This is a genomic window from Desulfovibrio subterraneus (assembly GCF_013340285.1).
In the GTDB taxonomy this organism is placed as follows: Bacteria; Desulfobacterota; Desulfovibrionia; order Desulfovibrionales; family Desulfovibrionaceae; genus Halodesulfovibrio; species Halodesulfovibrio subterraneus.
Genome location: NZ_BLVO01000013.1, coordinates 902,918 through 929,085, shown reverse-complemented (window position 1 = coordinate 929,085; position 26,168 = coordinate 902,918). Strand labels below are relative to the sequence as shown.

Annotated in this window: 29 protein-coding genes; 5 read left to right on the top strand and 24 right to left on the bottom strand. The window is 54.4% G+C overall.

Annotated features, from left to right (window positions below; genetic code table 11):
* Nucleotides 1–4 precede the first annotated feature (4 nt).
* The 5 genes from HUV30_RS11000 to pyrG all read right to left on the bottom strand — a co-directional run bounded on the left by HUV30_RS11000 (nt 5) and on the right by pyrG (nt 4,283).
* On the bottom strand, nt 5–541 hold the full coding sequence (locus tag HUV30_RS11000) for an LptA/OstA family protein (protein WP_174405501.1): 537 nt from the start codon (nt 539–541) through the stop codon (nt 5–7).
* The gene (gene lptC, locus HUV30_RS10995; protein ID WP_174405500.1) at nt 528–1,139 is read right to left on the bottom strand and encodes an LPS export ABC transporter periplasmic protein LptC; all 612 of its coding nucleotides are present in this window, start codon (nt 1,137–1,139) and stop codon (nt 528–530) included. The genes HUV30_RS11000 and lptC overlap by 14 nt, the downstream gene beginning before the upstream one ends.
* A gap of 1 nt (nt 1,140) precedes the next feature.
* Nucleotides 1,141–1,662, bottom strand: a complete 522-nt coding sequence (locus tag HUV30_RS10990; protein ID WP_174405499.1) for a KdsC family phosphatase — start codon at nt 1,660–1,662, stop codon at nt 1,141–1,143.
* Nucleotides 1,652–2,473 (bottom strand): 3-deoxy-8-phosphooctulonate synthase, encoded by an 822-nt coding sequence (kdsA, locus tag HUV30_RS10985; RefSeq protein WP_174405498.1) that lies wholly within the window; start codon nt 2,471–2,473, stop codon nt 1,652–1,654. Before kdsA ends, HUV30_RS10990 begins: the two co-directional genes overlap by 11 nt.
* 175 nt (nt 2,474–2,648) lie before the next feature.
* Entirely contained in the window at nt 2,649–4,283 is a 1,635-nt protein-coding gene (pyrG, locus tag HUV30_RS10980; protein WP_174405497.1) for a CTP synthase, read from the bottom strand.
* 292 nt (nt 4,284–4,575) lie between these two features.
* Here pyrG and HUV30_RS10975 point away from each other — a divergent pair, with 292 nt between their 5' ends.
* The gene (locus HUV30_RS10975; RefSeq protein ID WP_174405496.1) at nt 4,576–5,385 is read left to right on the top strand and encodes a phosphoribosylformylglycinamidine synthase subunit PurQ; all 810 of its coding nucleotides are present in this window, start codon (nt 4,576–4,578) and stop codon (nt 5,383–5,385) included.
* A gap of 68 nt (nt 5,386–5,453) precedes the next feature.
* The gene (locus HUV30_RS10970; RefSeq protein ID WP_174405495.1) at nt 5,454–5,843 is read left to right on the top strand and encodes a hypothetical protein; all 390 of its coding nucleotides are present in this window, start codon (nt 5,454–5,456) and stop codon (nt 5,841–5,843) included.
* 5 nt (nt 5,844–5,848) lie between these two features.
* On the opposite strand, the gene mtgA is transcribed toward HUV30_RS10970, so the two are convergent.
* From mtgA to HUV30_RS10945, 5 genes are all read right to left on the bottom strand, one after another.
* Nucleotides 5,849–6,643 (bottom strand): monofunctional biosynthetic peptidoglycan transglycosylase, encoded by a 795-nt coding sequence (mtgA, locus tag HUV30_RS10965; protein ID WP_243452154.1) that lies wholly within the window; start codon nt 6,641–6,643, stop codon nt 5,849–5,851.
* Nucleotides 6,644–6,706: 63 nt separating this feature from the next.
* Nucleotides 6,707–7,675 carry a calcium/sodium antiporter gene (locus tag HUV30_RS10960; RefSeq protein ID WP_174405493.1) on the bottom strand — a complete coding sequence of 323 codons (969 nt, stop codon included), beginning with the start codon at nt 7,673–7,675 and terminating at the stop codon, nt 6,707–6,709.
* A gap of 165 nt (nt 7,676–7,840) precedes the next feature.
* On the bottom strand, nt 7,841–8,542 hold the full coding sequence (locus HUV30_RS10955; RefSeq protein WP_174405492.1) for a type 1 glutamine amidotransferase domain-containing protein: 702 nt from the start codon (nt 8,540–8,542) through the stop codon (nt 7,841–7,843).
* Between the two features lie 120 nt (nt 8,543–8,662).
* Entirely contained in the window at nt 8,663–8,773 is a 111-nt protein-coding gene (locus HUV30_RS10950; RefSeq protein ID WP_174405491.1) for a MetS family NSS transporter small subunit, read from the bottom strand.
* A gap of 9 nt (nt 8,774–8,782) precedes the next feature.
* Complete coding sequence (locus tag HUV30_RS10945) at nt 8,783–10,270, bottom strand: sodium-dependent transporter (protein WP_174405490.1); 1,488 nt, start codon at nt 10,268–10,270, stop codon at nt 8,783–8,785.
* 655 nt (nt 10,271–10,925) lie between these two features.
* Between HUV30_RS10945 and HUV30_RS10940 the strand changes: the two genes are divergently transcribed.
* Together HUV30_RS10940 and HUV30_RS10935 are read left to right on the top strand one after the other, a co-directional pair.
* The gene (locus HUV30_RS10940) at nt 10,926–11,348 is read left to right on the top strand and encodes a hypothetical protein (protein WP_174405489.1); all 423 of its coding nucleotides are present in this window, start codon (nt 10,926–10,928) and stop codon (nt 11,346–11,348) included.
* 189 nt (nt 11,349–11,537) lie between these two features.
* A complete protein-coding gene (locus HUV30_RS10935; RefSeq protein ID WP_174405488.1) occupies nt 11,538–12,332 on the top strand; it encodes a class I SAM-dependent methyltransferase in 795 nt (264 codons plus the stop codon).
* Between the two features lie 56 nt (nt 12,333–12,388).
* Here HUV30_RS10935 and HUV30_RS10930 read toward each other — a convergent pair whose 3' ends face one another.
* The 6 genes from HUV30_RS10930 to HUV30_RS10905 all read right to left on the bottom strand — a co-directional run bounded on the left by HUV30_RS10930 (nt 12,389) and on the right by HUV30_RS10905 (nt 17,889).
* Nucleotides 12,389–12,634, bottom strand: coding sequence for a hypothetical protein (locus HUV30_RS10930; protein ID WP_174405487.1), 246 nt, complete (start codon nt 12,632–12,634; stop codon nt 12,389–12,391).
* Between the two features lie 12 nt (nt 12,635–12,646).
* Nucleotides 12,647–14,197, bottom strand: coding sequence for a 2,3-bisphosphoglycerate-independent phosphoglycerate mutase (gene gpmI, locus HUV30_RS10925; protein WP_174405486.1), 1,551 nt, complete (start codon nt 14,195–14,197; stop codon nt 12,647–12,649).
* Nucleotides 14,198–14,204: 7 nt separating this feature from the next.
* Nucleotides 14,205–14,588, bottom strand: coding sequence for a ribosome silencing factor (gene rsfS / locus HUV30_RS10920; protein WP_174405485.1), 384 nt, complete (start codon nt 14,586–14,588; stop codon nt 14,205–14,207).
* Nucleotides 14,589–14,611: 23 nt separating this feature from the next.
* Nucleotides 14,612–15,193 carry a nitroreductase family protein gene (locus HUV30_RS10915; RefSeq protein ID WP_174405484.1) on the bottom strand — a complete coding sequence of 194 codons (582 nt, stop codon included), beginning with the start codon at nt 15,191–15,193 and terminating at the stop codon, nt 14,612–14,614.
* 96 nt (nt 15,194–15,289) lie between these two features.
* Entirely contained in the window at nt 15,290–16,468 is a 1,179-nt protein-coding gene (locus HUV30_RS10910) for a cation:proton antiporter (RefSeq protein ID WP_174405483.1), read from the bottom strand.
* An 8-nt stretch (nt 16,469–16,476) separates the two neighbouring features.
* On the bottom strand, nt 16,477–17,889 hold the full coding sequence (locus tag HUV30_RS10905) for an NAD-binding protein (protein ID WP_174405482.1): 1,413 nt from the start codon (nt 17,887–17,889) through the stop codon (nt 16,477–16,479).
* A 157-nt stretch (nt 17,890–18,046) separates the two neighbouring features.
* Here HUV30_RS10905 and HUV30_RS10900 point away from each other — a divergent pair, with 157 nt between their 5' ends.
* Complete coding sequence (locus tag HUV30_RS10900; RefSeq protein ID WP_174405481.1) at nt 18,047–19,348, top strand: phenylacetate--CoA ligase family protein; 1,302 nt, start codon at nt 18,047–18,049, stop codon at nt 19,346–19,348.
* A gap of 124 nt (nt 19,349–19,472) precedes the next feature.
* On the opposite strand, the gene HUV30_RS10895 is transcribed toward HUV30_RS10900, so the two are convergent.
* The 8 genes from HUV30_RS10895 to HUV30_RS10860 form a co-directional block, all read right to left on the bottom strand.
* Nucleotides 19,473–19,913, bottom strand: a complete 441-nt coding sequence (locus tag HUV30_RS10895) for a DUF4079 family protein (protein ID WP_243452153.1) — start codon at nt 19,911–19,913, stop codon at nt 19,473–19,475.
* A gap of 146 nt (nt 19,914–20,059) precedes the next feature.
* Entirely contained in the window at nt 20,060–20,920 is an 861-nt protein-coding gene (locus tag HUV30_RS10890) for a protoheme IX farnesyltransferase (RefSeq protein ID WP_174405480.1), read from the bottom strand.
* A 1-nt stretch (nt 20,921) separates the two neighbouring features.
* Nucleotides 20,922–22,142, bottom strand: coding sequence for a cytochrome c oxidase subunit II (gene coxB / locus HUV30_RS10885; RefSeq protein ID WP_174405479.1), 1,221 nt, complete (start codon nt 22,140–22,142; stop codon nt 20,922–20,924).
* A 9-nt stretch (nt 22,143–22,151) separates the two neighbouring features.
* Nucleotides 22,152–22,445, bottom strand: a complete 294-nt coding sequence (locus HUV30_RS10880; RefSeq protein WP_174405478.1) for a cytochrome C oxidase subunit IV family protein — start codon at nt 22,443–22,445, stop codon at nt 22,152–22,154.
* Nucleotides 22,446–22,454: 9 nt separating this feature from the next.
* A complete protein-coding gene (locus HUV30_RS10875) occupies nt 22,455–23,051 on the bottom strand; it encodes a cytochrome c oxidase subunit 3 family protein (protein ID WP_174405477.1) in 597 nt (198 codons plus the stop codon).
* A complete protein-coding gene (gene ctaD / locus HUV30_RS10870; RefSeq protein WP_174405476.1) occupies nt 23,038–24,672 on the bottom strand; it encodes a cytochrome c oxidase subunit I in 1,635 nt (544 codons plus the stop codon). The genes HUV30_RS10875 and ctaD overlap by 14 nt, the downstream gene beginning before the upstream one ends.
* A 35-nt stretch (nt 24,673–24,707) precedes the next feature.
* Complete coding sequence (locus HUV30_RS10865) at nt 24,708–25,721, bottom strand: SCO family protein (protein WP_243452152.1); 1,014 nt, start codon at nt 25,719–25,721, stop codon at nt 24,708–24,710.
* 38 nt (nt 25,722–25,759) lie between these two features.
* A complete protein-coding gene (locus HUV30_RS10860) occupies nt 25,760–26,071 on the bottom strand; it encodes a c-type cytochrome (protein ID WP_174405475.1) in 312 nt (103 codons plus the stop codon).
* Between the last annotated feature and the right edge of the window lie 97 nt (nt 26,072–26,168).

The window sequence follows — 26,168 nt, the reverse complement described above, 5'->3', positions numbered from 1 at the left end:
CTGCCTACTTCTTGGTGCGCTTGGGAGCGGAGAAAAGAGCCTCTACGGGAAGAGCGGAAGAGCCGATCACTTCGCTCTTGTTTTCCTTCACGTAGAAATTGATGATATCACCCTGAATGCTGTTGGGGCCGTCCGTGAGAACCGGAGAACCTTCCATGACCAGAATGCCGGTGCCAAGATTATATGTGGCTTTCTGGCAGTTGCCGGTCTTGCCGTCGGTCATTTTCACGCGCACATCGCCCTCGGCGATGATCTTGTCGATCTGGCCGGGGTCCATGGCGGAATCATCTTCACTCTTTGTTTTTGCCTTGGCGTCGTCTGCCGTAAGCAGAATGACAATTTTCTTGGACCAGAGCTGGGCATCGGGGTGTGTCACATGCACATTCCCCTCAAAAGTAACTTTCTGCCCTGTTGCATCATAAGATAGCTTGTCGGAGGTAACCTTGATGGGAACCATTTCGCCTTCCTGCGCGGTATGCACCACTCCGGCGAAAAGCATTACGAGGCAAAAGGCCATAAGCCAGCGGCTAATGCGAAGCATCCTTGATTTCTCCTTCCGCTAAATCATCCAGGCGTTGACGGACCAGCATTTCGACTGAAACGTCCTTTTCCGCCCGAACGAGGTTTTCGTTAAGATACCAGGTCACGTTGGTTGCGTTGCCAAACAGATCCGGACCGTCAAAATGGGCAACTCCGGGCATGTTAAGAGTGTGACTGGTGCCGTTGTAGATAATCAGGTTGGTACGTATGTAGCCGCCATCGCGTTCAATTTCAACATTTTCCCACAACCGGGCAACTCTGGCCTGCTGATTGACCACTCCGCGTGCGGAACGCACCACCAGTTCCTGTTTGTCCGGCTTCAGAATATAGGTAATCACGGGGTCGGAAACCTGGACCACGCCTTCCTTCTGATCGTACCATGCTCCCTTGGCTTTGAGGCGCCACAGCTCTTCGCCGTGCTCACCCTGCTGAAGCTCTATGCCTTTCAGCGTCAGGTCCACCACGTTTTCCGGGCCGTGCTGTTCCTTTTGCACAACCTGACGGATTTCGTTCACCGCCTTGTCGGTCGCAAAATTTATGACAACCGCCCCGGCAACGCCGATAAGTACCGCACCTATCAAAAAATAGCGCTTGCGCATTCTATACGTTCCAGCGGCTCATGGCCTGTTCAAGCTTGCCCTGCGCCTTGAGAATAAAACGGATAACCTCGCGCACCGCCCCTTCCCCGCCACGCGCCTGCGTCACGAGTAGAGCGATATCCTTGGTTTCCGGCTGCGCATTGGCCACGGCCACGGGCAACCCTACGGCACGCATGGGGCCAAGGTCTACCCAGTCGTCGCCGACGTAGGCCATGTGCTCAAAGGATACGCCGTATTTGGACCGGATAATCTCAAGGCACTCCATCTTGTCGAGGAAGCCTGCAAAATAATCATCAATACCCAGAGAGGCAATGCGGGACTTCACGGCCTCGGAATCCAGACCGGTAATGACGGCCACGGGAATGCCCGCCTTCTGCACAACCTTGATGCCAAGGCCATCCTGCACATTGAACCTTTTGGAGACGTTGCCCTCGGAATCGTAGTACAGGCCGCCGTCAGTGAGCACGCCGTCGCAATCCAGCACGATCACCTTGATATCTTTGGCTACCTGCTCAGCATGCATAATCTATGTTCCATATGGTGGAGAGGTCTTTGAGTAGCGGAGCAAGCTTTTCCAGCGGCCAGCTGTTGGGGCCGTCGCAAAGAGCCTTGTCCGGATCGGGGTGGCATTCGAGGAATACACCATTTACCCCTGCGGCAACGGCAGCGCGGGCCAGCTTGGGAACGTACTGCCTGTCTCCGCCCGAGCAACCGCCCTGCCCGCCCGGCAGCTGAACCGAATGGGTGGCGTCAAAAACAACGGGGACACCGAACGACTGCATGATGGGGAGGGAGCGGAAATCGACAACAAGATTATTATACCCGAACGAGGCTCCCCGTTCTGTCAGCAGGATACAACGGTTGCCCGTGGAGAAAAGCTTGTCCAGTGCGGGCTTCATGTCCCATGGGGCCACGAACTGCCCTTTCTTTACGTTGATTATGCGGCCGGTCTGCGCTGCTGCAAGAAGCAGGCTTGTCTGACGGCAGAGAAAGGCGGGAATCTGCAGAATATCAGCCACTTCAGCAACAGGAGCCGCCTGTTCCGGTTCATGTATGTCGGTTACGACCGGCAGACCTGTTTCTTCCTTGATACGGGCGAGCCACTCAAGCCCCTTGGAAATGCCGGGCCCTCTGAAACTGCTCAGGGAGGTTCTGTTCGCCTTGTCATAAGAGCTTTTGAAAACGGCGGTCAGGCCGCAGGCTGAAGCAGCTTCCTTCACCGCATGGGCGGTTTCCAGAGCCAGTTCGAAGCTTTCAAGTGCGCAGGGGCCTGCGAACACAAAGGGGCCGGAAACGAACGAATCGTACAATGGCTTAGCTAACTGTGCGTACATGCTGAAATTACTATCCTGTTTAGCGTCAAGATCACAAGATCAAATACCTACCGCAATCATGCCTTGAAAGAAAGCACAAAATCGGGGGCACACAAGTGTGAGCCCCCGATCGAACCTCTTAGGAATAGGCAGGAATGTCCACCGGCAGTTTTCCGGTGTCAGGCAGCACCGGCAGTTACGCCTTGTTCTTCTTGGAAGCCTTGATGAACTCGCGAAACAGCGGGTGCGGGTTCATCGGAGTGGACTTGAATTCCGGATGGAACTGGCAGCCGAGGAACCAGGGATGCTCCTTGATTTCCACGATTTCAACCAACTCACCATCGGGAGACAGCCCGGAGAACACCAGTCCGGCCTCTTCAAGGCGCTGGAAGTAGGCCTTGTTGAATTCGAAACGATGACGGTGGCGTTCTTCAATGTTCTCAACATTGTAAGCGCGGATGGCATTGGTTTCGGGCTTGAGCACGCAGGGGTAAGTTCCCAGACGCATGGTGCCACCCTTGTCGCTTCTTTCGTCACGCTTTTCAGTAGCCTGGCGGCGGAAATCGTACCATTCGGTCATCAGGTAGATAACCTTGTCCTTGGCCATTTCATCAAATTCTTCAGAAGTGGCGCCTTCAAGACCCAGCACATTGCGGGAGTACTCGATAACCGCAAGCTGCATACCAAGGCAGATGCCGAAGAAGGGAATCTTGTTTTCACGGGCATGGCGGATGGCGATAATCTTGCCTTCCACACCGCGGAGGCCGAAGCCGCCGGGCACGAGGATGCCGTCGAGATCCTTGAGCATCTTCTTGACGTTGTGGGTGGTTATCTCTTCCGAGTTCACATACTCGAGCTCCACCTTCACCTTGTTGGCAAGGCCGCCGTGCACCAATGCTTCGTGCAGGCTCTTGTACGCTTCCTTGAGGTCCACGTACTTGCCCACAATACCTATGCGCACAGTGCCCACAGGATTGTTAAAGGTATGGATGAGCTTCTGCCATGCGGCAAGATCCGCATTCTTGGCAGGAAGGCGCAGCATGATGGCAACCTTCTGATCCAGCCCTTCTTCATAGAAGCACAGCGGCACTTCATAGATATTCTTTACGTCCTGCGCGGAGAACACGGCATCGTGATCAACATTGCAGAACAGTGCGATCTTGCGCTTCAGGTCGCTGTTGATGGGCTCTTCACAACGGCAGATGATGATGTCGGGCTGAATGCCGATGGAACGCAGTTCCTTTACGCTGTGCTGGGTGGGCTTGGTCTTGTGCTCACCGGCAGCGCGCAGATAGGGCACCAGCGTAAGGTGGATGTACATGCAGTGCTCACGGCCGAGGTCGCTGCGCAGCTGGCGGATTGCTTCAAGGAAGGGTTGCCCTTCAATGTCACCCACGGTGCCGCCGATTTCAACAATGGCTACATCAAGGTCGTCGCTGGCAAGGTCGAGGATGCACTTCTTGATCTCGTCGGTGATGTGCGGGATGACCTGCACGGTGCCGCCGAGGTAGTCGCCACGGCGTTCCTTGGTGATGACCCGGTAGTAAACGGAGCCGGAGGTGCAGTTGTTCTTCTGGCTCATGGGCACATTGAGGAAACGCTCATAATGCCCGAGGTCAAGGTCGGTCTCGGCACCGTCGTCGGTAACGTAAACTTCGCCGTGCTGGAAGGGGTTCATGGTACCGGGGTCAACGTTGATGTACGGGTCCAGCTTCTGAATGGTCACGTTCAGACCACGGGCCTTGAGCAGCACGCCGAGAGATGCAGCGGCTAATCCCTTGCCCAGAGAGGATAGAACCCCGCCGGTAACAAAAATAAACTTGGTCTTCATACACTCCTGCCTAAGGGTATGTGTTTGAAAAAACTGGTGCCAAATCCAAAGAACAATCGGATTTCAACACATCCGCTCAGTAATACACAAAATTTCAACCAACGTCAGCCGTTGACTGTTACCGAGTGTGCAACTATGATCATCGGTCCCTGCACTGCTCTACCGCCTTGTCGCGCGGATCACCCTGTAGGGACGTTTGAGCATTCCAAAAGCGACAGGGTCTAACCGAACCGGTTGAGCAAGTAAAGACCCTTTTTTGCCACACGACAACTTTTCAGGAGACATTGCAGCAATGGCCCAGGCTAAGACTCTGGTTATCACCGGATACGGCACCAATTGTGAAGTGGAATCCGCGCATGCGGCACGCCTTTCCGGAGCGGATGTTGCGGATATTGCCTACTTTTCCGATCTCGTTGCCGGCCGTACCCGCCTTACCGACTACAACTTCCTGATCTTCCCCGGCGGCTTCCTCGACGGGGACGACCTTGGATCCGCACTGGCCGCTGCACAGCGCTGGCGCCACGCCGCCACGGAGCAGAAAGAACCCCTGCTCAACCAGTTGAAGACCTTTTTTGCCAACGGTGGCATCATTCTCGGCATCTGCAACGGTTTTCAGCTTCTGGTGAAGCTGGGTCTGCTTCCCGCCATCGGCGGTGACTACTTCGACCGTCAGGTTTCGCTTTCCCATAACGATTCCGCCAGGTTCGAAGACCGCTGGGTACACCTTAAGGCCAACCCCCAGAGCCCCTGCGTGTTCACCAAGGGCGTAGACATGCTTTACCTTCCCGTACGCCACGGCGAGGGCAAGATCATCTTCCGCGACGAGACCGTCCGCGAAGCCCTGATCAGCCAGAACCTTATTGCTCTGCAGTATGCTGATCCCGAATCAGGAGAGCCTACCGAAGCCTACCCGCTGAACCCCAACGGTTCTCCCATGGGCATCGCAGGGCTCACCGATCCTTCGGGTCGCATTCTCGGCCTCATGCCCCACCCTGAAGCCTACAACCACCCGACCAACCACCCCGGATGGACCGCAGGTGAAACCAGCGAACTGGGCATTATTCTGGTCAAGAACGGCATCAACTACCTGAAGAGCCTTTAGCAAACATGAAATCCCCCTGCGCCTTGGCTCAGGGGGATTTTTCTATCATCTGCACAGGGAGTTTCGCCATGGTCCCCTGCTTCATATGCGGCAAGGATGCTACCGGAGGCTTCATCCACGGATTCGTTCCGGCGCCGGACAGCCAGAAAGTGGGCCTGTGTCCCGAACATAACTCGCTGGAAAACAAGAAAAAGGCCATTCTGCACTGGATTGTCAGCATGAAGGCTGAGGTTGCATCCGGTAACGAACACAAGGCTTACAGAATCAAGGCTCCCCTGCACTATCTGCTCACCATCCGCTATACGGACGGCGGCGTTTCCTCCATTCCCTGCCTGCAATGGGAGGTGACGGACAACAGCACCCTGCAGATCATACGGCCGGACAAGACTCTCACCTTCATTCCTCTGCTTCATATCCGTCAGTTTGACGTGTCGGAAGAGATGTCCCCCAAGGCGTAAAACCCCTAGCCGTCTGATCCCGGGGCATCCTGCTGCAACCGGCGCTCCAGTCGCCGCAGAATGATGCGCGTGCGCAACTTCACCACTCTTGACTGCGAGGTGGGCGTCCATTTGAGGGGATTGGGCAGCACGGCCGCCAGAGAGGCAGCCTCTCGGGGCGTAAGCGCAGAAGGTGATTTGCCGTAATAATGGTGCGATGCGGCACCAATGCCGAAGATGCCGTCTCCCCACTCTATGCAGTTGAGATACAGCTCCAGAATGCGGGTCTTGCTCAGCGCATTTTCCACCCGCCATGTCACCACGGCCTCCCGCAGCTTGCGGGTAAGACTTTTTTCAGGTGAAAAATACAGGTTTTTCACCAACTGCTGTGAAATGGTACTGCCCCCTGCCGCCAACCTGCCTTCTTCCAGATTGCGCAGAAGCGCTTCTTCAATGCCTTCAAGGTCAAACCCTTCGTGCATCCAGAAGCGGTCATCCTCCGCTATGGTGACGGCCTTTACGAGGTTGGGAGAAATGTCGCGCAGACGCACCCATTGGTGACGGACGGTATTCTTTTTGCGCCCCATATTTTCCCACTGTTCCTTGCGGTATTCCATAAAGGCTGTGGTTTCCGGATTGCTCTTCTTCAAGTCTGCCACGTCGGGCCAAATGAAGAAACGGGCAACGTCCAGCACACCCAGCACAAGAAGAAGCAGCAGGATGCGCGGGATGCGACCCGCCCATGTTTTCCATAACGACGCCCACCGGCCGGCGTCAGATTCCACCGGCCGGGAGGGAGTCGGGAGTTTCAGAGTCTTCATACGTTGCCGCATGCACTCCTTCCGGCCGTTCAGACTGGCTGCGGCCGATATGCGACAAAAGGATTATGCCAGCGTAGTGAACACGAGCCAGCCATTGTATCCCACATAGGACAGGAGCAGCAGGCACGCTTCAAAACGATTTATACGGGCATTCTTGCGGCCGCAGAGCCCCATGAATACCAGCGAAAGGGTCAGCCCCAGCATTATGGGCATATCGCGGAACAGCACGGCGTTCTCGACCTCGAGCGGATGGATGCTGCCCGCAATGCCCACAACGGCAAGCGTGTTGAACAGGTTTGAACCGAGCACGTTGCCAAGGGCGATATCATGTTCTTTTTTAAGGGCGGCCGCAACGGAAGAAGCAAGCTCCGGCAGGGAGGTGCCGAGCGCAACAATGGTAAGACCGATGATGAGATCGCTCACGCCCAGAGACTGGGCAATGGTCACGGCACCCCACACCAGCATGCGGGAACTGAGAATAAGCAGTACCAGACCGACAACAAGCCACATGACGGATTTTTTGAGCGGCATGATGGACGATGCCATCTCTACGTCCATTTCCTTGCTGAAGGCATCGGTACGGGCACGCATGCCCTGCATGATGGACCAGCCCATGATGCAGGCGAACATGATCAGCAGAATGGCCGAGTCGAGACGGGAAAGGCTGCCATCCCACAACAGGAGTATGGATACAGCGGAAATACCGAGCAGAAGCGGCAGTTCGCGGCGAAGAACCTGAGAATGGACGATGATGGGGCTGATGAGAGCTGCTGCACCGAGAATAAGGGCGATGTTCGCGATATTGGAACCATACGCGTTTCCGAGCGCCAATCCAGGATTGCCCTGCATGGCGGAAAGTGCCGAAACCAGCATTTCGGGTACCGAAGTACCGAATCCCACAATGACCATGCCGATAAGCAACGGGGGCATGCCGAAATGGCGGGCGGTGGAAGCTGCGCCGTCCACAAAACGGTCGGCACTCCATACGAGCAGAACAAGTCCGATGATGATACTTGCAATGGCGTAAAGCATGAATGAATAGATCCTGTTGGTTACGTCGCGCGCGGGCCGGCACCATGCTGGCCACGCAGCCTGAGTTACGTCTGAAATAGATGGGGGATCGTAAAAACGACCCCCGCCAATGGTTCGCTTCAAAGAGAAGACAAGGATGGAATGTCGGCGTGTTGCGACACCGTCTTATTTGCGCACGAAATTCACTCCGAGGCGTTTGAGCACGGCTTCAGCAAGAGGCAGCGAGGATGCGGGATTCTGCCCTGTCAGCAGCAGACCATCTTCAACAACATGGGGCTGCCATTCAGGGCCGCATTCATACCGGCCCCCTTTTTCTTTCAGGGCATCTTCCAGAAGGAAGGGAACGACCTCATGCAGGGCCACGGCGATCTCTTCCGTATTGGAAAAGCCGGTCACCTTTTTTCCCGCAACAACGGGATTGTCATTGCCGTCTTTTGCAGCCAGCAGGGCTGCAGGTCCATGACACACGGCGGCAACAGGCTTCTTTTCCAGAATGAAATCCGTAATCAGCTCAGACACGGATTCGTCCACGGCAAGGTCGAACATGGGGCCATGGCCGCCGGGGAAGAACAGCACGTCATAGTCCTCGGCACGCACCATATCAACGGGAATAGTGTCATTCACAGCTTCCTGCGCTTCCTTGCTCTGCATGAACCGGCGGGTCCATTCGTTCTGAGCCTGCTCCTCGACGCTGCGGGGATCGAGGGGGGCCTTGCCTCCCTGCGGAGAAGCTACAGTCACCTCCAGTCCCGCATCACGGAACAGCAGATACGGCGCAGCCATTTCTTCCAGCCACCATCCTGTCGGATGACCGCTGTCTCCCAGACTGTCATGAGAAGTAAGCACCATAAGAACGGTTTTGGACATCAGTTCGCTCCTTGTGAACATTTATCGCCATTGTATACATTGGAGGCGGCCTGTAAAGGCTATTGACAATATAATATTCGCACCAAAAGCAAACGGCCGCTCAGGGCGGCCGTTTCTTTTCTAATCCTTCTGGGAAAGATGCTTGCGTATCGCAAGGCGCAGACACCATGTGGCCCCGCCCCATGTTACGCCAAAACCGACGATCATCATGATGATGGCTGAAGTTGTCATATGCACCTCCTAATGATGGCTGGTCAGAAAGGCGGGAGATGCCTGCTTGTTGCGCAGGTACACGCCCATCATGAGAACAAAGGGAATAAGGGCCCAGCCGAGAACGATGAGTTCCTCGGTTGCGTAACCGCCGTAGGGAGTAGCAATGTCTCCCTGGAAGTTGCGAAGCGTTGCATAGCCAAGCACGGCAATGGTCACGAACTTGAGGCAGGTCTTCCACAGCTTTCCGACGGCAAAGTCGGAGGTGGCGTTCACATGCTTGCGAATATCATCAAGCCCGACAACCCAGCTGATGAGCACTATTTCGAGCAGCGCTACAGGCAGCAGGCACAGGTTGTTGATGAAGTGGTCCACTATATCGAGAATCAGCAGGCCGCCGCCCGTGGCGTACACAGACGTAAGTGCGAAACCGCCGACACAGTATACGGTAACAGTCGCCTTGCGGGACCAGCCGAACTTGTCGATGAAGGATGCGCATACAGCTTCCACGATGGAAATGAGGGAGCTGAGGCCCGCCATTACGAGGCAGAGGAAGAACAGCACACCGAAGAAGGTGGGCATGGGCATGGTGTTGATGGCCTTGGGAATGATCACGAAGGCAAGGCCAACGCCTGCACCGGCCACGTCGGTAACGGTTTTACCGGTTTCATGGGCCATGTTGCCAAGTACGCTGAAGATCATCACCCCTGCCAGCAGGGAGAAACCGCAGTTGATGAACACGGTCATTGCCGCGTTGTTGGCGGTGTCGGATTCCTTGGGCAGATAGCTTGAATAGGCCAGCATAATGGAGAAGCCCACGGAAAGAGAATAGAAGATTTGTCCGTATGCGTCAGTCCATACGCTGAAATCGGCGATTTTGGAGAAATCGGGCTTGAAGAGATATTCAAGGCCGGTCATGGCACCGTCAAGCGTTACAACGCGGGAAATGAGCACCAGCACCAGCAGGAAAAGTAAGGGAATGAGAACTTTGCAGGCGCGCTCAATACCCTTGCGGACGCCGGAGGTACAGGCAGCCCAGGTTACGAGCCATGCGAATGCACAGGCTGCAAGTATGTTCCAGCGAATGCCGCCCAGATTCAGAGGAGAATCGGTTACGCCGAGATAATCTCCGAAGAAGAAAGCCTTGGGATCTGCGCCCCAGCTCTGATCAAAGGCAAAAACGGTGTAGTTGAGGGTCCAGCCCACAACGGCAATATAGTAGATGGAAATGACAAAAGCGACCATGACCTGCGCCCAGCCAATCCATTCCCATTTGGGATTGAGCATGGCAAAAACCTTGGGAGCAGAGCCGCGATATTTCTGTCCAAGCCCGAATTCCAGAATCATGAAGGGAATACCGGCCGTCAGCAGCGCAAAGATGTAAGGAATAAGGAACGCCCCGCCGCCGTTTTCATAGGCCATGTACGGGAAACGCCAGATGTTACCGAGGCCGATGGCAGAACCGACGGCTGCCAGAATGAATCCCAGCCGCGAGCCCCACTGTTCACGTGATTTCATGTAAATACCGTCCTGAACGTCTTGGATGCCGTTTTTCAATTTTGCAAACCGCCCGGGCCACACACATTGCGGCAGTGCGGGGAAGGCATCCGGTGTCTTCTACGGGGCGATTGAGAAGCAAATCAATCAGTCCAACCCCATACCCTACGCCCTGAATTGCGGACTCCGGTTCAACTTTTTCACACCGATGCTAACGGCACGAAATACTTGAATCTCCAGAAAATCCACCTACCCTGATCGGGCATTCAAGGACGTTTGAATTACTTTCGTATCGTTCAGTTGTCCACAATTTTGTTGAATGAAAATTCATTATTTTGTCATTTTTTAATGAGAACAAACGCAACCACATAAAATTATAACTATTCGACATGCACTGGGCGCAGTCCCATGTCAGAAAACGCAAGCAGCGTTCTCGGCCTCTTGGTATCCGGAATCGAAAACCTTTCTTCCAATACCCGCAATAGCTGCCGGACTATCCGTTTCAATACAGGATTGTCAGATTCGGCCGGTGTGTGAAAACTCTGCCTCAAGCTACCACTGCAGCCTTTCGTCCATCGCATTGACAGAGAACGCTGCCCGTGAGAAAGCACCCACTTACCTGACAAAATAATACCGCCACATCACCCACACGCGTGGCATGATCAAGGAGATTCGCATGTTTGCCGAAAATGCCGAACAGGAACTGAATGCACTGCTTGAGCAGTGGACCGACAATGACACCAGAACCCGCGCAGCTTTTATCGAATTCAAGGATCACCTTGCCGCAATGGAAGGCGTAACCCTGCAGTTCAAGGGGCGCCCCGGCGTCAGCTATTCCCTGCGGGCAACCCATGCCGCTCAGACCAGCCGTACTCTTTTTGTTCTCGTTGATGTGGTGGATGATGATCCCGAAGCTCGCTGGCTTTCCGTCTGCTTCTATGCCGACATGATTCAGGACCCTGACGAGCTTGGCGACTGGGTTCCCGGCGGCCTTCTCGGCGAAGATGCCTGCTGTCTGAACCTTGAAGAAGACGACGAGGAAATGCGCACCTACATCAAGGCCCGCCTGTCGGAAGCCTGCGCAAGCGCCAAGGCGTAGCAGCCACCAATACAAGAAAAGCCCCCGCAGCATTCTGCTCGGGGGCTTTTGTTTTTTATTGCCTCTTACCCCCAGTGACAGCTATGTATCCACGTGATACTAGTTTCTACAGACAAATCAGTATACATGTAGTCCTGCAATATAATTAAAGATACTCAATCTATCCACAGCGTCATGTTCGGAGATGGCATGCCAACATATTACGACAAAATCAATAAACGCTTGGTGCAATGCAACACTAATGCAACATCTGCATTTTGGGACAAGCACTGGGAAAATATACCACTCAATACCAAAAAACCTGGCAAAGGCGATTTTGTCTTAGGTGTCACTTCAAAATACTTAAAACAATCAAGTACAATATTTGAAGGCGGGTGCGGCCCATGCAACATTGTTCACAATTTATACCTAAGCGAATACAATGTTATTGGCCTTGATTATGCGCAAAACACACTACATAGAGTAAAGAATAAGGCAAACTATTTGCAATTAATTTGTGGAGATGTATTTGACCTGCCTCTATCGAGCAACACCATAGATGGATATTGGTCGCTTGGAGTTATTGAGCACTTCTACAATGGATATGATGACATATTAAAAGAAGCACAAAGAGTGATAGCAAGTAATGGATATTTGTTTATAACATTCCCAACCTTTTCATTACTACGCAGGATCAAATCGAAGCTTAATAGATTTGAATTGCTACCAAAAACCTTTTCTCATTTAGATAGTGGATTTTATCAATTCATGCTTGATGCTGGTGAAGTTTCAAAAAAACTTAATGATTATGGTTTCACTATCATAAAAGAATCAAAATTTGACGCTGCAAAGGGCTTAAAAGACGAGATCCCCATACTTCACCCGCTATTATCAAAAGTTTATACTAAACAAGGATGCTTTGCTAAAATCATCCGTTTCACAATCAACAAACTTTTTTCTCCAATCGCCGGGCACATGTCATTGATCGTAGCACAAAAAAGATAACAAAAGCCCCCGCAGCATTCTGCTCGGGGGCTTTTGTTATTTCAATTCTTCAAGTGCTACATGAAGTCAGGATCTATGGCTGCCCTGCCGTTGGCAAGCATCGTCCTCATGAAACGGAGGGTTTTTTCATCCACCGGAACAATGGGAAAATGCTGCGCACAGGCATCGCACTGCGCCATGGAGGGCTGGGTGGGCGTCAGCAGCGGAACATTGTGGCCGCAATGGGGACAAGGATAGAAAAAAATCATCTCCAGCCCTGCGGGTTTTACAGGCGCCAAAGGCTTGTTGCTCTTCTGTGACATCGGAATTGTCCCTTATGCCGCCGGTTTTACCAGCAGGGTTTCTCCGGTCATTGCGGCCGGTTTTTCCACTCCCCACATATCCAGAATGGTGGGAGCAATATCGCCGAGCTTTCCTTCGCGCAGGGTAACGGCTGTTCCCTTTTCCACAAGCACAAACGGCACCCTGTTCATGGTATGCGCAGTGTGCGGGTTGCCTGCGGGGTCCAGCATTTCTTCCGCGTTACCATGGTCGGCGGTCACAAATGCACGGCCGCCGGAAGCAACTACGGCATCCAGAATCCTTTTCACGCAGGAATCCACCGCTTCGCAAGCGGCACGGGCCGCAGGCATTATTCCTGTATGCCCCACCATGTCCAGATTGGCGAGATTGCAGACAACAAGAGAGTACTTGCCGGAATTCCACTCGGCAAGCAGCTTTTCAGTTACCTCAAAAACGCTCATTTCCGGCTTGAGATCGTAGGTGGCCACCTCACGGGGGGAATTGACCAGAATACGGTCTTCGCCTTCCAGAGGCTCTTCCCTGCCGCCGTTGAAGAAATAGGTCACATGTGCGTACTTCTCTGTTTCCGCAATGCGCAGCTGACGCAGTCCGAGCGAGGAGACGACTTCACCCAGTGTATCTGCTCCCTTTTCCTTTACAAATGCCACATCCATGGGGAACGTGGAATCATAGGCCGTCATTGTTGCAAACCCTGCCAGCACGGGCTGCCGAACCCTGTCGAAGTCGTCAAAGGATTCGTCGAAAAGCGCGCGGGAAAGCTCACGGGCGCGGTCGGCGCGGAAGTTGAAAAAGAACACGCCGTCGTTGTCGGCAATGCAGGTCACAGGCTCTGTGCCACCAGCTTCAACGATGTTGCAGGGCATGATGAACTCATCCGTCTTGCCTGCATCATAGGCCGCCTGAACGGCTGCCACGGGATCGGACGCACGTTCGCCCTGCCCCAGCACAAGACAATCCCAGGCAACCTTCACTCGATCCCAGCGCTTATCACGATCCATGGCATAAAAGCGGCCGGAAACAGTGGCGACCTTGCCAGCCCCGATACGGTCGCAGGCAGCGACCAGCTGTTCCATATATCCCTTGCCACTCGTGGGGGCCGTGTCACGGCCGTCCATGAAGGCATGGATAAGCACCTCAACATCGTGTGCCTTGGCAAGCTCCAGCAGGGCATAGAGATGCAGCAGGTGACTGTGCACACCGCCGTCGGAAAAAAGGCCCATCAGGTGCAGTCTTCCGCCCTTGGCCTTCGTATCAGCAATGAGCTTCAGGATAGCAGGATTGACAGCCATCTCGCCTTGTTCGATGGCGATGTCTATGCGCGTCATATCCTGATAAATCACACGACCGGCGCCGATGTTCATGTGGCCGACTTCGGAGTTGCCCATGAATCCGTCGGGCAGCCCCACAGAACGGCCGGAACATGCCAGAGCAGTGTGGGGATGATGAGCAGTCAGAGCATCGAGCGAGGGGGTGCAGGCGCAGGAAATGGCATTGCCGGGACCTTCCGGCGCAATGCCCCAGCCGTCCAGAATCAGCAGCAGGGTCGGAGTGAGGTTGCTCATGTTATATCTAGTTTGCTTCGTCCTGATGGAGAACGGTTGCATCAGCCCAGAGGCTTTCGAGATTGAAGAGCTTGCGCACGTCATCCTGGAAGACGTTCACGACCACGTCGTTCAGGTCCACCAGAACCCACTGACCGGAGTCCTTGCCTTCAACGCGCAGGTATTCGTAGTTGGATTCCTTGGCCATGGCGTACACGTGCTCGGCAATGGCCTGAGCCTGACGCACCGACTTGGCAGATGCGATGATTACCGCGTCGGTAAAGGAGTTCACGCGCTCAAGGCTGAGCGCAACAACGTCCGAAGCGTGCTTTTCTTCAAGCCACTTGATAATATTTTCAACCTTTTCCGTTACCGGAACAACGGCGAACTTCTTGTTGGTAGGTACTGTCATAAAAATAATCCGATGGTAAAAAATTATGCGTGGCGAGCCACGATGAGGTCCTCAAGACTGCGCTTAGGCACATGGTGAACGCTCGCGGCGTCACGCCAATACTTGATATTTCCGTCCTCGCCAAGTGGTTCAATTACCACTTTCTCCGCAGGATGCCCCAGCGCAAGCACGAGCAGTACGCGCAGAGACTGCGGCAATTCCAGCGTGGCGTGTATCTTATCCTTGTTGATGGCCCCGAGCATGCAACCGCCCAGTCCCATGGAGGCTGCGCCGAGCATGATGGTCTGGCTGGCTATGCCAAGGTCCACCTGTGTTTCCGTGCTTATGGCGTCATCGCCGAGCACTACGATATAGGCTGTCGGACGTTCGCCCTCGGCAGGTCCCTTCCACTCGGGAAGATAACCGGCCCAGCCCAGCGCGGGGAAGATGTCTTCGCACATGTCCTGCGAGGTCACAAGAACATACTTCAAGGGCTGACGGTTCGCGCCGCAAGGCGTGTGTCGTGCAAGGTCGACCAGAGCTTCCAGTTCCTGCAGGGTAATTTTCTTCTGCCCGTCAAACCGGCGGTAGCTGCGGTTTTGCAGAACCAGTTTCCTGAAATCCATCTCGCGCCTCCTGACATGTAGAGTGAAAGCACAATCATGCGCCCGATACTTCTACAATACTCTCGAACGGTAAGCAAATCTTCATGTCCGCCGCATCTAGGCGGATTCCCCTGCCCTGCCCTGCGGTTGAATGACGGTTTTGCTGAGCAGCTTGAACAACGTGGGGCCAAGAAGGCAGGTGAGCATGGCCAGCAAAATGATGGCATCCTGCTGCGCCGGAGTCACAAATCCTCGCGATACGCCAAGTTCTGCCGCGGCAACAATAAGGCTCAACCGGGAAGACAGAAGCACCCCCGCCCGCAGCGAATCACGCAGTTTCATGCCTCGCAGTCCGAAAAGGAAAGCCGGGATCACTTTAACCAGAAACGCGAAGACCAGCAGCAGGGCCGTAAGAATCAGCATATCCGGACGCAACACATTGGAAAGGTCGAACTGCATGCCCACATTGATAAAGAACACCGGCACGAGAAAACCGAAACCAAGTGCGGAAAGCTTGCCCTCGAGCGTTTCCTTGGCCCGGAATACATAGGAAAGCACACACCCGCCCATGAACGCGCCAAGTACCGGCTCAAGATGCACCAGCTCGGAAAAGGCCACGAACAGGAACAGCAAGGCAAGCGAAAACCGCACTCCCATTTCAAGATTGCCTTCGGAATCAAGCAGTTTTCGGACCTTGTCGGGATTCCACCATGCCCACAGCCGTCCCATGCGAAGCAGCAGTCCAAAGCCTATAAACAAGGGTAAGGGCGAAATGAGCTGTAAAGAAAGCCCGTGCTCATCCCACAGCATGAAGAGCGTAATGGCCAGCAGGGTCAGAAAATCGGCAAGCGTCGAAGCAATGAGCACCCGCTGGCCGAACATGGTTTTCAAAAGTCCTGTCTCCCGCAATGTGGGCATAACCAGCCCCAGCGAAGTGGTGGAAAGCACAAGCGCCATAAAGGGGTGCAGCCCGAGAAACAGCGTTATGGCAAAGGCACCGGCCACCGTACCGCAAAAGACGACGAACTGCAGCAATACCTCTTTCGCGGACTGGCGTGTGAGCACACTGAAATCAATCTCCATACCCGACTGAAACATGAGCATGAGAAAACCGAGTTCCGCCAGAAACGGTAACCATTCACCGGAAAACTGCAGGTGCAGCAGGCTCTTGCCGAGCAATACGCCGAAGAGAATTTCCGCCACAGGGGCAGGAATCCGCAATATGCGGCTTACACCGGGAAGAATAAGTGCCGCTCCGGAAACAAGCAGAAGCGAATATGCCTGATGCACAATCATGGGCACCTCTAAGACGTGATGACCAGCACGGAGCAACTGGCGCTTCTGGTCAGCATTTCGCCAACATGAGGAAAGAACAGATCCTTCTGGTCTGTGGAGCTTCCCACAACGAGCAGGTCATATTCCGCCGATATGGCTGTAATCTCCTTCACCGGATTGCCCTTGCGCACCATGACATTCAGTTTCACCTTGTGAACATGAGCAATTTCCTTGATGCGCTTGCTCATCCCTTCGGATGAGGGGCTCCAGTCTTCGCCGTGCACAAAGTCCTCTTCTTCCACTATGACAACCGAAACTGCCGCCTGCACCTGCTTGGCAAAATCCAGCGCAAGCTCAAGGGTAAGCTCGGCAACGGGGTTGTTATTGAAGGGTACCAGAATTCTGGAATACGGCTCCGACCCTCTGGATATGAGCACCGGACAGCCGAGAGAATGCGCCAGCCCGACCAGCGGTGGCTTGAGCAGACGGTTCCACAGGGCGGTTTCAAACGGCGGCACGACAACACAGCCTATACTGCCCTCTTCCACCTTTTCGCGAACCCTGCGCAGCATGGCGTCCGTATCCATCTCGGGATGCGCCTCATACACATGGGAAAATTCCTTGATACGCTTTTCCACCGAGCACTGGTCCTCGGCGCACACAACATCCATGTGCGAAACCTTGGTGTACCGGGAAAGATAGAGCGCCTCATCCAGCACGGCATTCTGGGATTCGCTGCCGGGAAGAAGAGCCACCAGCACTCCCCGCCCGTAGGCCAGCGGGAAATGGGGAGAATCACATTCCAGCAGGGAGCATACAGGCTGGAAGGAGCCTGCTTCACCCACAATAATCATGCGGTCGCCTGCCTCCACCCTTGTGTCGTATTCCGGAAGAAGGAAACGCCCCTGCCGGAACAGGGCGGCCAGCTTCCAGCCCTCGCCGCGGACAGAAACAGCGGGCTTGCCTATCATCCGGAAAAAGGCCGAGGTATCAACCTCAAGCACCTCTCCTCTTCCCGTGGCAAGCGGAGTGACGGCCACTCTGGGGTCTTCGAGATAATGATAAATATGACGTGCAGGCAGCGAGCCCACGAGCACGACGCGGGCACCAAGCGACTCGAACTCGTCAACGCGTGTCGATGCGTGCACGAGTGCAAGCACTTGCGCCACACCAGCCTCACGAGCCCTGCGCACCACGGCCAGATTCACCTCGTCCCTGTCCGTAAGGGCCAGAACATAGTCCTGACCGGTGAGTCCGGCTTGATCAAGCGTAACAGGACTGGAGGCATCTTCGAACATGGTTTTGACTACCATGTCGCAACCCTGCAGACATAAGCCCGTTTTGGTTTTGTCCTTATCTATGAGCGTAACCTGCCAGTTCTTGCCGAGACGCTTAAGCAGCTCCGCTGCAACCAGACCTGCTCCGCAAATGAGCACCTTCATGGCGTTGATTTCCTCCATCAGGCAATGAAATGAAGGGCCTCATTCCGTTGGGCACGTCTTGACCGTACCCTGGGAATCAGGCACATCTCAGTATTCAGTTTATACTGGTATCCGATACGAACAGCTATCCTTTTTTTCAAGATGCAGGAGAAACGGTATGATTTACGACGTTGACCGCGAGACGCTTCCCCGTGAGGAGCTGGAAGCGCTTCAACTGCGGCGGCTGCAAAACCTTTGCGAGCGCGTGTACGCAAACGTGCCCCACTATCGCAAACGGTTCGACGAGGCGGGGGTAAACCCCTCCGACATCAAATCCCTGAAAGACCTCAAGTATCTACCGTTTACCGAGAAGCAAGACCTACGCAACAACTATCCTTTCGGTCTTTTTGCTGTCCCCAAGGATACCATCGTCCGCCTGCATGCCTCGTCCGGCACTACGGGCAAGGCAACCGTTGTGGGCTATACCCAGCGCGACCTGAACAACTGGGCCGAACTTATGGCCCGCTCCTTCATGTGTGCCGGTGCCTCTCGTCAGGATTTCGTACACAACGCATATGGTTACGGCCTGTTTACGGGCGGCCTTGGAGCGCATTACGGCGCTGAACGGCTTGGCGCGACTGTTATTCCCGTATCGGGCGGCGGAACCAAACGTCAGGTGCAGCTCATGCGCGACTTCGGCGCAACCGTGCTCTGCTCCACGCCTTCCTACGGCCTTGTTCTGCACGAGGCAGCACAGGAAGCGGGCATTGATATCCGCACCCTGCCCCTGCGCATAGGCATCTTCGGTGCCGAACCATGGACAGACGCCATGCGTGCCGACATCGAAGACAAGATGGGCATCACCGCAGTGAACATTTACGGCCTTTCGGAAATCATGGGACCCGGTGTTTCCATGGAATGCGCCGTTGCCAAGGACGGCATGCACATATGGGAAGACCACTTCCTGCCGGAAATCATTGATCCCGTTACCGGCGAGCAGCTGCCCCCCGGCGAGACCGGCGAGCTTGTCATCACCACGCTGAGCAAGGAAGGCATTCCGCTCATCCGCTACCGCACGCGTGATATCACATCGCTGAACTACACTCCCTGCGCCTGCGGCAGAACCCATGTCCGTATGCGCCGCATAACCGGCCGCAGCGACGACATGCTCATCATCCGCGGCGTAAACGTGTTCCCCTCCCAGATCGAGTCCATCATTCTGGAAACAGAAGGCGCATCGCCCCACTACCAGATCATCGTCACCCGCGACGGCAATCTGGACCACATGGAGATTCAGGTGGAAGTGGACGAAACCATGTTCTCCGACGCCATCAAGAACCTGCAGCGCATCGAAGGACGCATCCAGAAAACCATCAAGGAGTTCCTCGGTGTGTCCACCAAGGTGCGCCTTGTGGAACCCAGAACCATCGAACGTTCCGCAGGCAAGGCCAAGCGCGTTTTCGACAACCGCGACGCGTAACCGCATCCCGAAACACAACAAGGGCCGCCCGGCATTCGTCCGGCGGCCCTTGTTCATTTCTTAAAGCAGTTGTTTAAGGTCGCGGATCACAAACGGAAATTCCGCACACCTGTACACCTCTCTGTTAATACACAAGAAATACCTTTATGACCCATACGCCGGTCACAATCTGCATGCATATGAGCAGGCAAAGCAGCAGGTTGTTTACCCCGTGCACCACGTTCAGTACGGTCCGTTTCTTCTTGTACTTATCCATGACAAAGCCGGTAGCATAGGCCGTAACACATAGCGGAGCCACGGCAAAACCGATCATGTAATGAATGTCAGTGACCAGTATGGAACCCCAGCCCATATTGGCAAAAAGCAACCCCAGTCCCAGACCGGCTGTCCAAAGCAGCAGGGCAATCGATCCCCAGCGTACATGCGGCTTCCATGGAAACATGACTTTGTGCTTGAGGTGCGTCATCTGAAACCGCCGGAAGCCCCAGTACATTGCCGCAAAACCGGCAATTGTCGCGATCACCTGAATGATCGGATGAATCCACATGATGATTCGGGTATCCATATTCACCTCTTCAACTGAACTTCAACTGAGTTTCAACTGGATTCCAACCGGGCTTTGACAAAACTGCAACTGCACACTTGAACGGACTATACGGCTGAACATTCCCGTTGCAATTCACAGTCTGCTGCCGCCCCACGACGGAGGCATCAGTAATATGCCGCGAACAGTCTGTCTGCAAGCAGCAGACACATGACAATGGCAAGAGACGCATTTACCCATTGAAACGCCGCACGATGTCCCTTTTTTCCGCCTTTATAGAGAACTGTGCCGGTCAGCAGAAACACCGATACCGCGGTTAAAGTCATTGCCACCCGCATTTGCGGTGTCTGCATGCGGGCAAACAGCGGCAACAGCAGAATGCCTGCCACATAGGCATGAAACCACAGCCTGAGCAACATTCTGTAGCGTTCATGGCCAAAAACGGTAACCGGAATAGGCAATCCGGCCCGGACATATTCACCCGCATCCCGCTCCACTCTCAGCCAGAAATGCGGCACCTGCCACAGATAATAGACGGCAAACACCGCCAGTGCTGCAACATCCGCCACGCTGCCTCCGGCAGCGGCCCACCCCATGACGGGGGGCATGGCGCCGGGAACGGCTCCGACAAGCAGAGCAAAGCCGGTGCGCCTCTTCAGGGGGGTGTATACAGCGTTGTAGGACAGCACAATGCCGCAGGTCATCCACAGCAACGCCGGAACCTTGAGCATGAGAAAGCAGGCCACTGCCGCAGCACCGCACACCAAAGCAATGCACAGTGCCACGGAAACGGATATCTGCCCCATGGGTAAGGGGCGGCCGGCGGTACGGCTGAGCAAGGCATCCGAATCACTTTCCTGTACCTGGTTCAGCACCGAACAGGCAGAAGCGAGCCAGAAGGTTCCCATGCAGGCAAGTCCCAATTCCGTGTCGAAAACCGGACGCACCAGCAGGTACCCGAAGGCAGCCGAAACCGCCACCATGATGGAAACGGGCAGCCGTACAAGCCTTGCCAAAGGACGCATCATCCTACTGCTCTGCCCCCGAAAGGGATTTCATGTACACCAACATCTGCTGCATCTGCTCGGGAGTCAGATGGGGATACGGAGGCATGATAGGATCAAAGCCCTTCACGATCAGTTTTTCCGGAGCAAGGATGGATTCCCGCAGATAAGCTTCATCAGAAGTGACGGTCTTTTCCTTGCCGTTTTCAAGCACCTCCACCTTACGACCCCATATATCCTTGAGCGAGGGGGCCGCCACAAGACTGCCGTCTGTGGAATGACACGATATGCACCCTTCAGCCATCATCAGTTCGCGTCCGGCGTCCAGCGACACCTCGTTACCGTGCATGAACCACTGCAAGATGGTCTTGAGATCTTCATCGGATATGGCGTCCTTGTAGGGCATCATGGCAGGAGTAAATCCTTCCGGCACCTCTGTCTGCGGGTTCAGTATGGCACGCTTCAGATACGGCTCATCCACGACAACCTGCTTCTTCGTACCGTCCGGAAGCTCAACAACCTGCTTTTTGCCATACAGATTGCTGAATGTGGGGCCGGTGTTCTTTGAGCCGTCCGTGGAATGGCAGCTAAGGCAGCCGTAGTTCTCCAGCAGGGCCAGAGCCTTGCCCGCCCCCGCGGATTTACTTTTGCCGTTGTACCATTTGTTGAATTCGTCCGGAGGCATGACCTCCACCGTGGTGATCATGTTTGCGTGCTTCAGCCCGCAATATTCGGCACAGAAGATGTCGTATGAACCTTCGGCATCGGGATTGAACCATGCATAGGTTTCCATGCGCGGTACAGTATCCATCTTGATGCGATAGGCAGGAATGTACAGGCTGTGAATAACATCGGCCGAGGTCATCAGCAGCTTTACCGGTTTGTCCTTGGGCACATACAGCACGCTGCTGCGTTTGCCGTTGTCATATTCAAACACCCATGACCACATCCGGGCGGTGACCTTCACATTCATGGCATTGTCAGGAACAGTGCGCAATGCCTTGTATCCGGCCCATCCGTAATAGAAGAGTGCCATGACGATAAGGGAGGGAATGACAATCCATACCACTTCTGCCAGCAGATTGCCGGATATGTCTTCCGCCTTGGGGTTTCTGGTGTGGTGATAACGGTACACGAACCAGAGGGCCGTGGCGCTGATGCCTAACAACATCACTATGGAAACACCGAAAATGATGTAGAAAGCAAAATCGACTTCGGCAACTGGATTGAAATTTTGCGGATTCATGGCACCTCCTCAGTACCTGTAGCCAATGTCGAAGAAGGTGAACCCTATGGCTATGGCCAGCAGAAAAAACGTGATGAACACAATGATCTTGAACAGGGGTTTTTCATACTTAAGGTGCATGAAAAACAGAATGACCAGCCCTGCCTTGACCGTGGCAATGGTCAGGGCAACCACAACGTTCAGAAATCCGAAGTCGAACTGTGCCGCGATGACGGTAACTGCGGTAAGGCACAGCAGAATGCCCCATATGATGGTATTGAAGCGGTATGAGACGGTATGATGCTCTTCATGATGTTCTGTCATGGCATCCCCCTAGGCTATCAGGTAGAAAAGCGGGAAAAGGTAGATCCACACAAGGTCCACAAGGTGCCAGTACAGGCCGGCATTTTCGAGAAACACGAAATCTTGAGGCGTAACCTTGCCACGGACAATGAGAACGTAGGCAAAGGTGATCAGTCCGCCACCCAGAATAACGTGCAGCCCATGCAGGCCGGTCATGAGGTAGTAGAGCCCGAAGTACACCACTTCGCCCGCCGGTCTTGCCAGCAACTCGGGAGAATCAGGGAAAATGCCATGGTGAATCTTGGCCGACCATTCGAAGTATTTGATGACAAGAAAGGTCATGGCCATGGCCAGCGTAAGCAACATCAGCTTCTTGCAGTGATCAACCCTGCCCTGCTGCAGGGCGCTGATTGCCAGCGCCATGAACCATGAGCTGGAAATCAGCACTACCGTGTTGGTACCGCCAAGCACAACGTTCAGTTCTTTGCCCGCAAGATGAAACTCAGCTGGGAACTTGTGCAGATAGGCTGCATACAGCAGAAACAGTCCGCCGAAGAGAAGCACTTCCGTGAACAGGAAGAGCCACATACCCAGTTTCGCGCCGGTATAATCCTTAATCGCACTCATCGCGTTCCACCCCTCTGAAGTCGTAGGGTCCACGATCAACCACCGGTTCCGTCACAAAGTTATGATGCGGAGGCGGCGAGGGAATCTGCCATTCGAGGGAAGCGCCCCCCCATGGATTGCTGCCGCATTTCTTGCCCTTGAACGCTCCGCGGATCAGGTTGCCGAACATGAGCAGCAGGCCTGCTATAAGAATCCATGATCCGATGGTCGAGATAAGGTGGCCGAAAGCATATTGCGGCAGATAGTCGTAATATCTGCGCGGCATGCCCTGCATGCCCATGATGAGCATGGGAAAATACAGCACATTAAAGCCGACAAAGATGATCACGCAGGATATCTTGGCCATTCTGGAGTTGTACATCCTGCCGAAAATCTTGGGGAACCAGTAGTGCATGGCAGAGAAAAGACCGAATCCGAGCCCGCCGAAGATGACGTAATGGAAATGCCCCACAACGAAGTAGGTATCGTGCACATGGATGTCGGTACCGGCCGCACCGAGAATGAGTCCGGTAAGTCCGCCTACCGAAAACAGGAAGATGAAGGCAAGTGCGTACCAGAACGGCGGGTCCGTATAAATGGACCCCTTGTAGAGGGTGGAAACCCAGTTGAAGACCTTGATGGCCGAGGGGATGGCCACCACAAAGGTAAGGAAGGAGAAAACAAGCACGGCCGTGTCGCTCATGCCGCTGGTGAACATGTGGTGCGCCCACACCAGCGAACCGGCAAAGGCGATCATGACGCTTGAAAAGGCGATCATCTTGTAGCCGAAAATATCGCGCCGGGCGAATACGGGAATGACGTCGGAGATAACGCCCATTGCCGGAAGGATCATGATATATACGGCAGGATGCGAATAGAGCCAGAAAAGGTGCTGATAAAGGATGGGGTCGCCGCCCTTGGCAGGATCAAAAAGGCCCACCCCAAGCACTCTTTCTGCAAAAATGAGCAGCACCGTTATGCCGAGCACCGGGGTTGCCAGAATCTGAATCCAGCCGGTTGCATACAGCGACCAGCAGAAAAGCGGCATCCTGGTCCATGTCATGCCCGGAGCACGCAGCCGGTGCAGGGTTGTGACAAAATTGAGGCCGGTGAGGATGGATGAAAAACCGAGAATGAACACGGCTATGACGGCCACATTCACGTTGGTTGTGGTCACATTGCTGCTGAAAGGCACATAGAATGTCCAGCCGGTATCCGGCGGCCCGTTACCAGTAAACAGCGAAACCAGCGCAAGCAGTGCGCCTGTCACATACAGCCACCATGAAAAGTTGTTGAGCCGCGGAAAGGATACATCCTCGGCTCCTATCTGAATGGGCAGAAATATGTTGCCGAACGCAGCGGGAATGCTGGGAATGACCACCAGAAAGATCATGATAACCCCGTGCAGGGTGAACATGACGTTGTAGGTCTGCTGGTCCATTATGTCCCGGCCGGGGGCGATAAGCTCAAGCCGGATAAGGAACCCCAGCAACATGCCCACGATGAAGAATCCCATGATCCCCCAAAGGTACATGATACCGATCCGTTTGTGGTCGGTTGAAAAAATCCAGGAGGTAATGCCCCCGGACGTACCGGGCTGCCTGTCGAAAAAACTGAGAGCGGATTGATGCTCCGAAGCCATGACAACCTCTCAATGCTCGAAGGTTCTGGGACAAATCATTTGCGGGGTTTGCGTCCGCCGCGGGAAAGGATGAGGAAAAGAACGCCGACGCCGAACAGAACGACAAAGCCCGCGACGCGCATTATGTCCAGCGCATAGCGTCTTCCCTGCGGGTCATAGGAAAAACAGTAGGAAACGATGCGTTTAAGCGAAATGCCCACCTTGCCCTCTGCCGCTTCTGTCAGGGCCATGGTGGTGTCAAAAGGCAGGAAGTTGTTCCCGTAAAGGTATCTGACTATCTTGCCCTCGGGCGAGGTGACAATGATGGCAACAGGATGCACAAAATCCTTGTCCACACGGGCAAAGCGATAGCCGAGTTCATCCATCAGCCTGTCGATACTCTCCTTGCTGCCGGTCAGGAATCGCCAGCCGGTGGGAGGAAAATCGTTATGCATGGCGGCGATGTAGTTCTTCTTTCTGTGTGCCGCCAGTTCGGGCGTGTCGGTCTCGTCAAAGCTGACCGATATCACGCGGTACTCGGCATCCGGCTTCAGCGACATCTGAGGCAAAACGCGGGCTATGGAGCTTTGCAGAATATTGCAGACGTTCGGGCAGGAGAAATAGACCGGGGCGATGATTGTCGGCTTGTCCATAAGGGTTCGCACGTCAACCATCTGCCCCGTTTCATCTTTGAACATGATACCCTGCGGGATGATGTTGCCCAGCTTTTCATCTATTGACGCAACAGGGGCGGAGGCATCGGGCTCCTTGTGCACATGCCCGCCAAGGCCGGGGGCAGAACCGTCAGGCACCATATGCCCCGCGTCATGCTGCCCTGGTGTTACAACGCCGTGGTTGCCGTTGGCCATATCAGCCGGCATGCTTTCCGTCGGCATGCTGTGGGTCGCATTGGTCGTTCCGTTGCCCATCTGCATATGATCGTGCCCCGCTGTCTGCTCTGCCGTCTGCATGGATGCAGCGTGGCCGGAATGATCAACAGGGGCCGCCTGAAGCGGAGAACTCGACACAACAAGAATAAGCACCCAGAAAGCGACAATAGGCATACGCATGGCAACTCCGCAGGATACACCCTCAGGCTAGTTGAGCTTTAGAACTTGGCAATATGGTCGGCCAGTACCTGGATCTGCGCATCGTCAAAACGCTTCATCAGGTTTTCCATCACGGCTTTCTTGGCATGGCCATAGCTGCCGTCCTTGTAGCCGTGCATCTTCTTGGACAGATCGTCAGCGCTCTGCCCCTTCAAAGGAGCGCCAACACCCATGGCGAGCTTTTCGCCCTGCGCACCATGACAGCCCTGACAGGCCTTGTAGAGGGAAGCGCCGTCCTGAGAAAAGGCGATGAGCGAAGAGCCCATGATCAGAGCTGCGGAAACAGACAGAGCTACGAGCAAACGTTTCATTGTATCCTCCAGATAATGGATTGTTTATAGTTGAAATGCCAGTAATCACTCTACCATGCTCTAACAAAAAAATGCAACATGTTACAGCAACAATTGA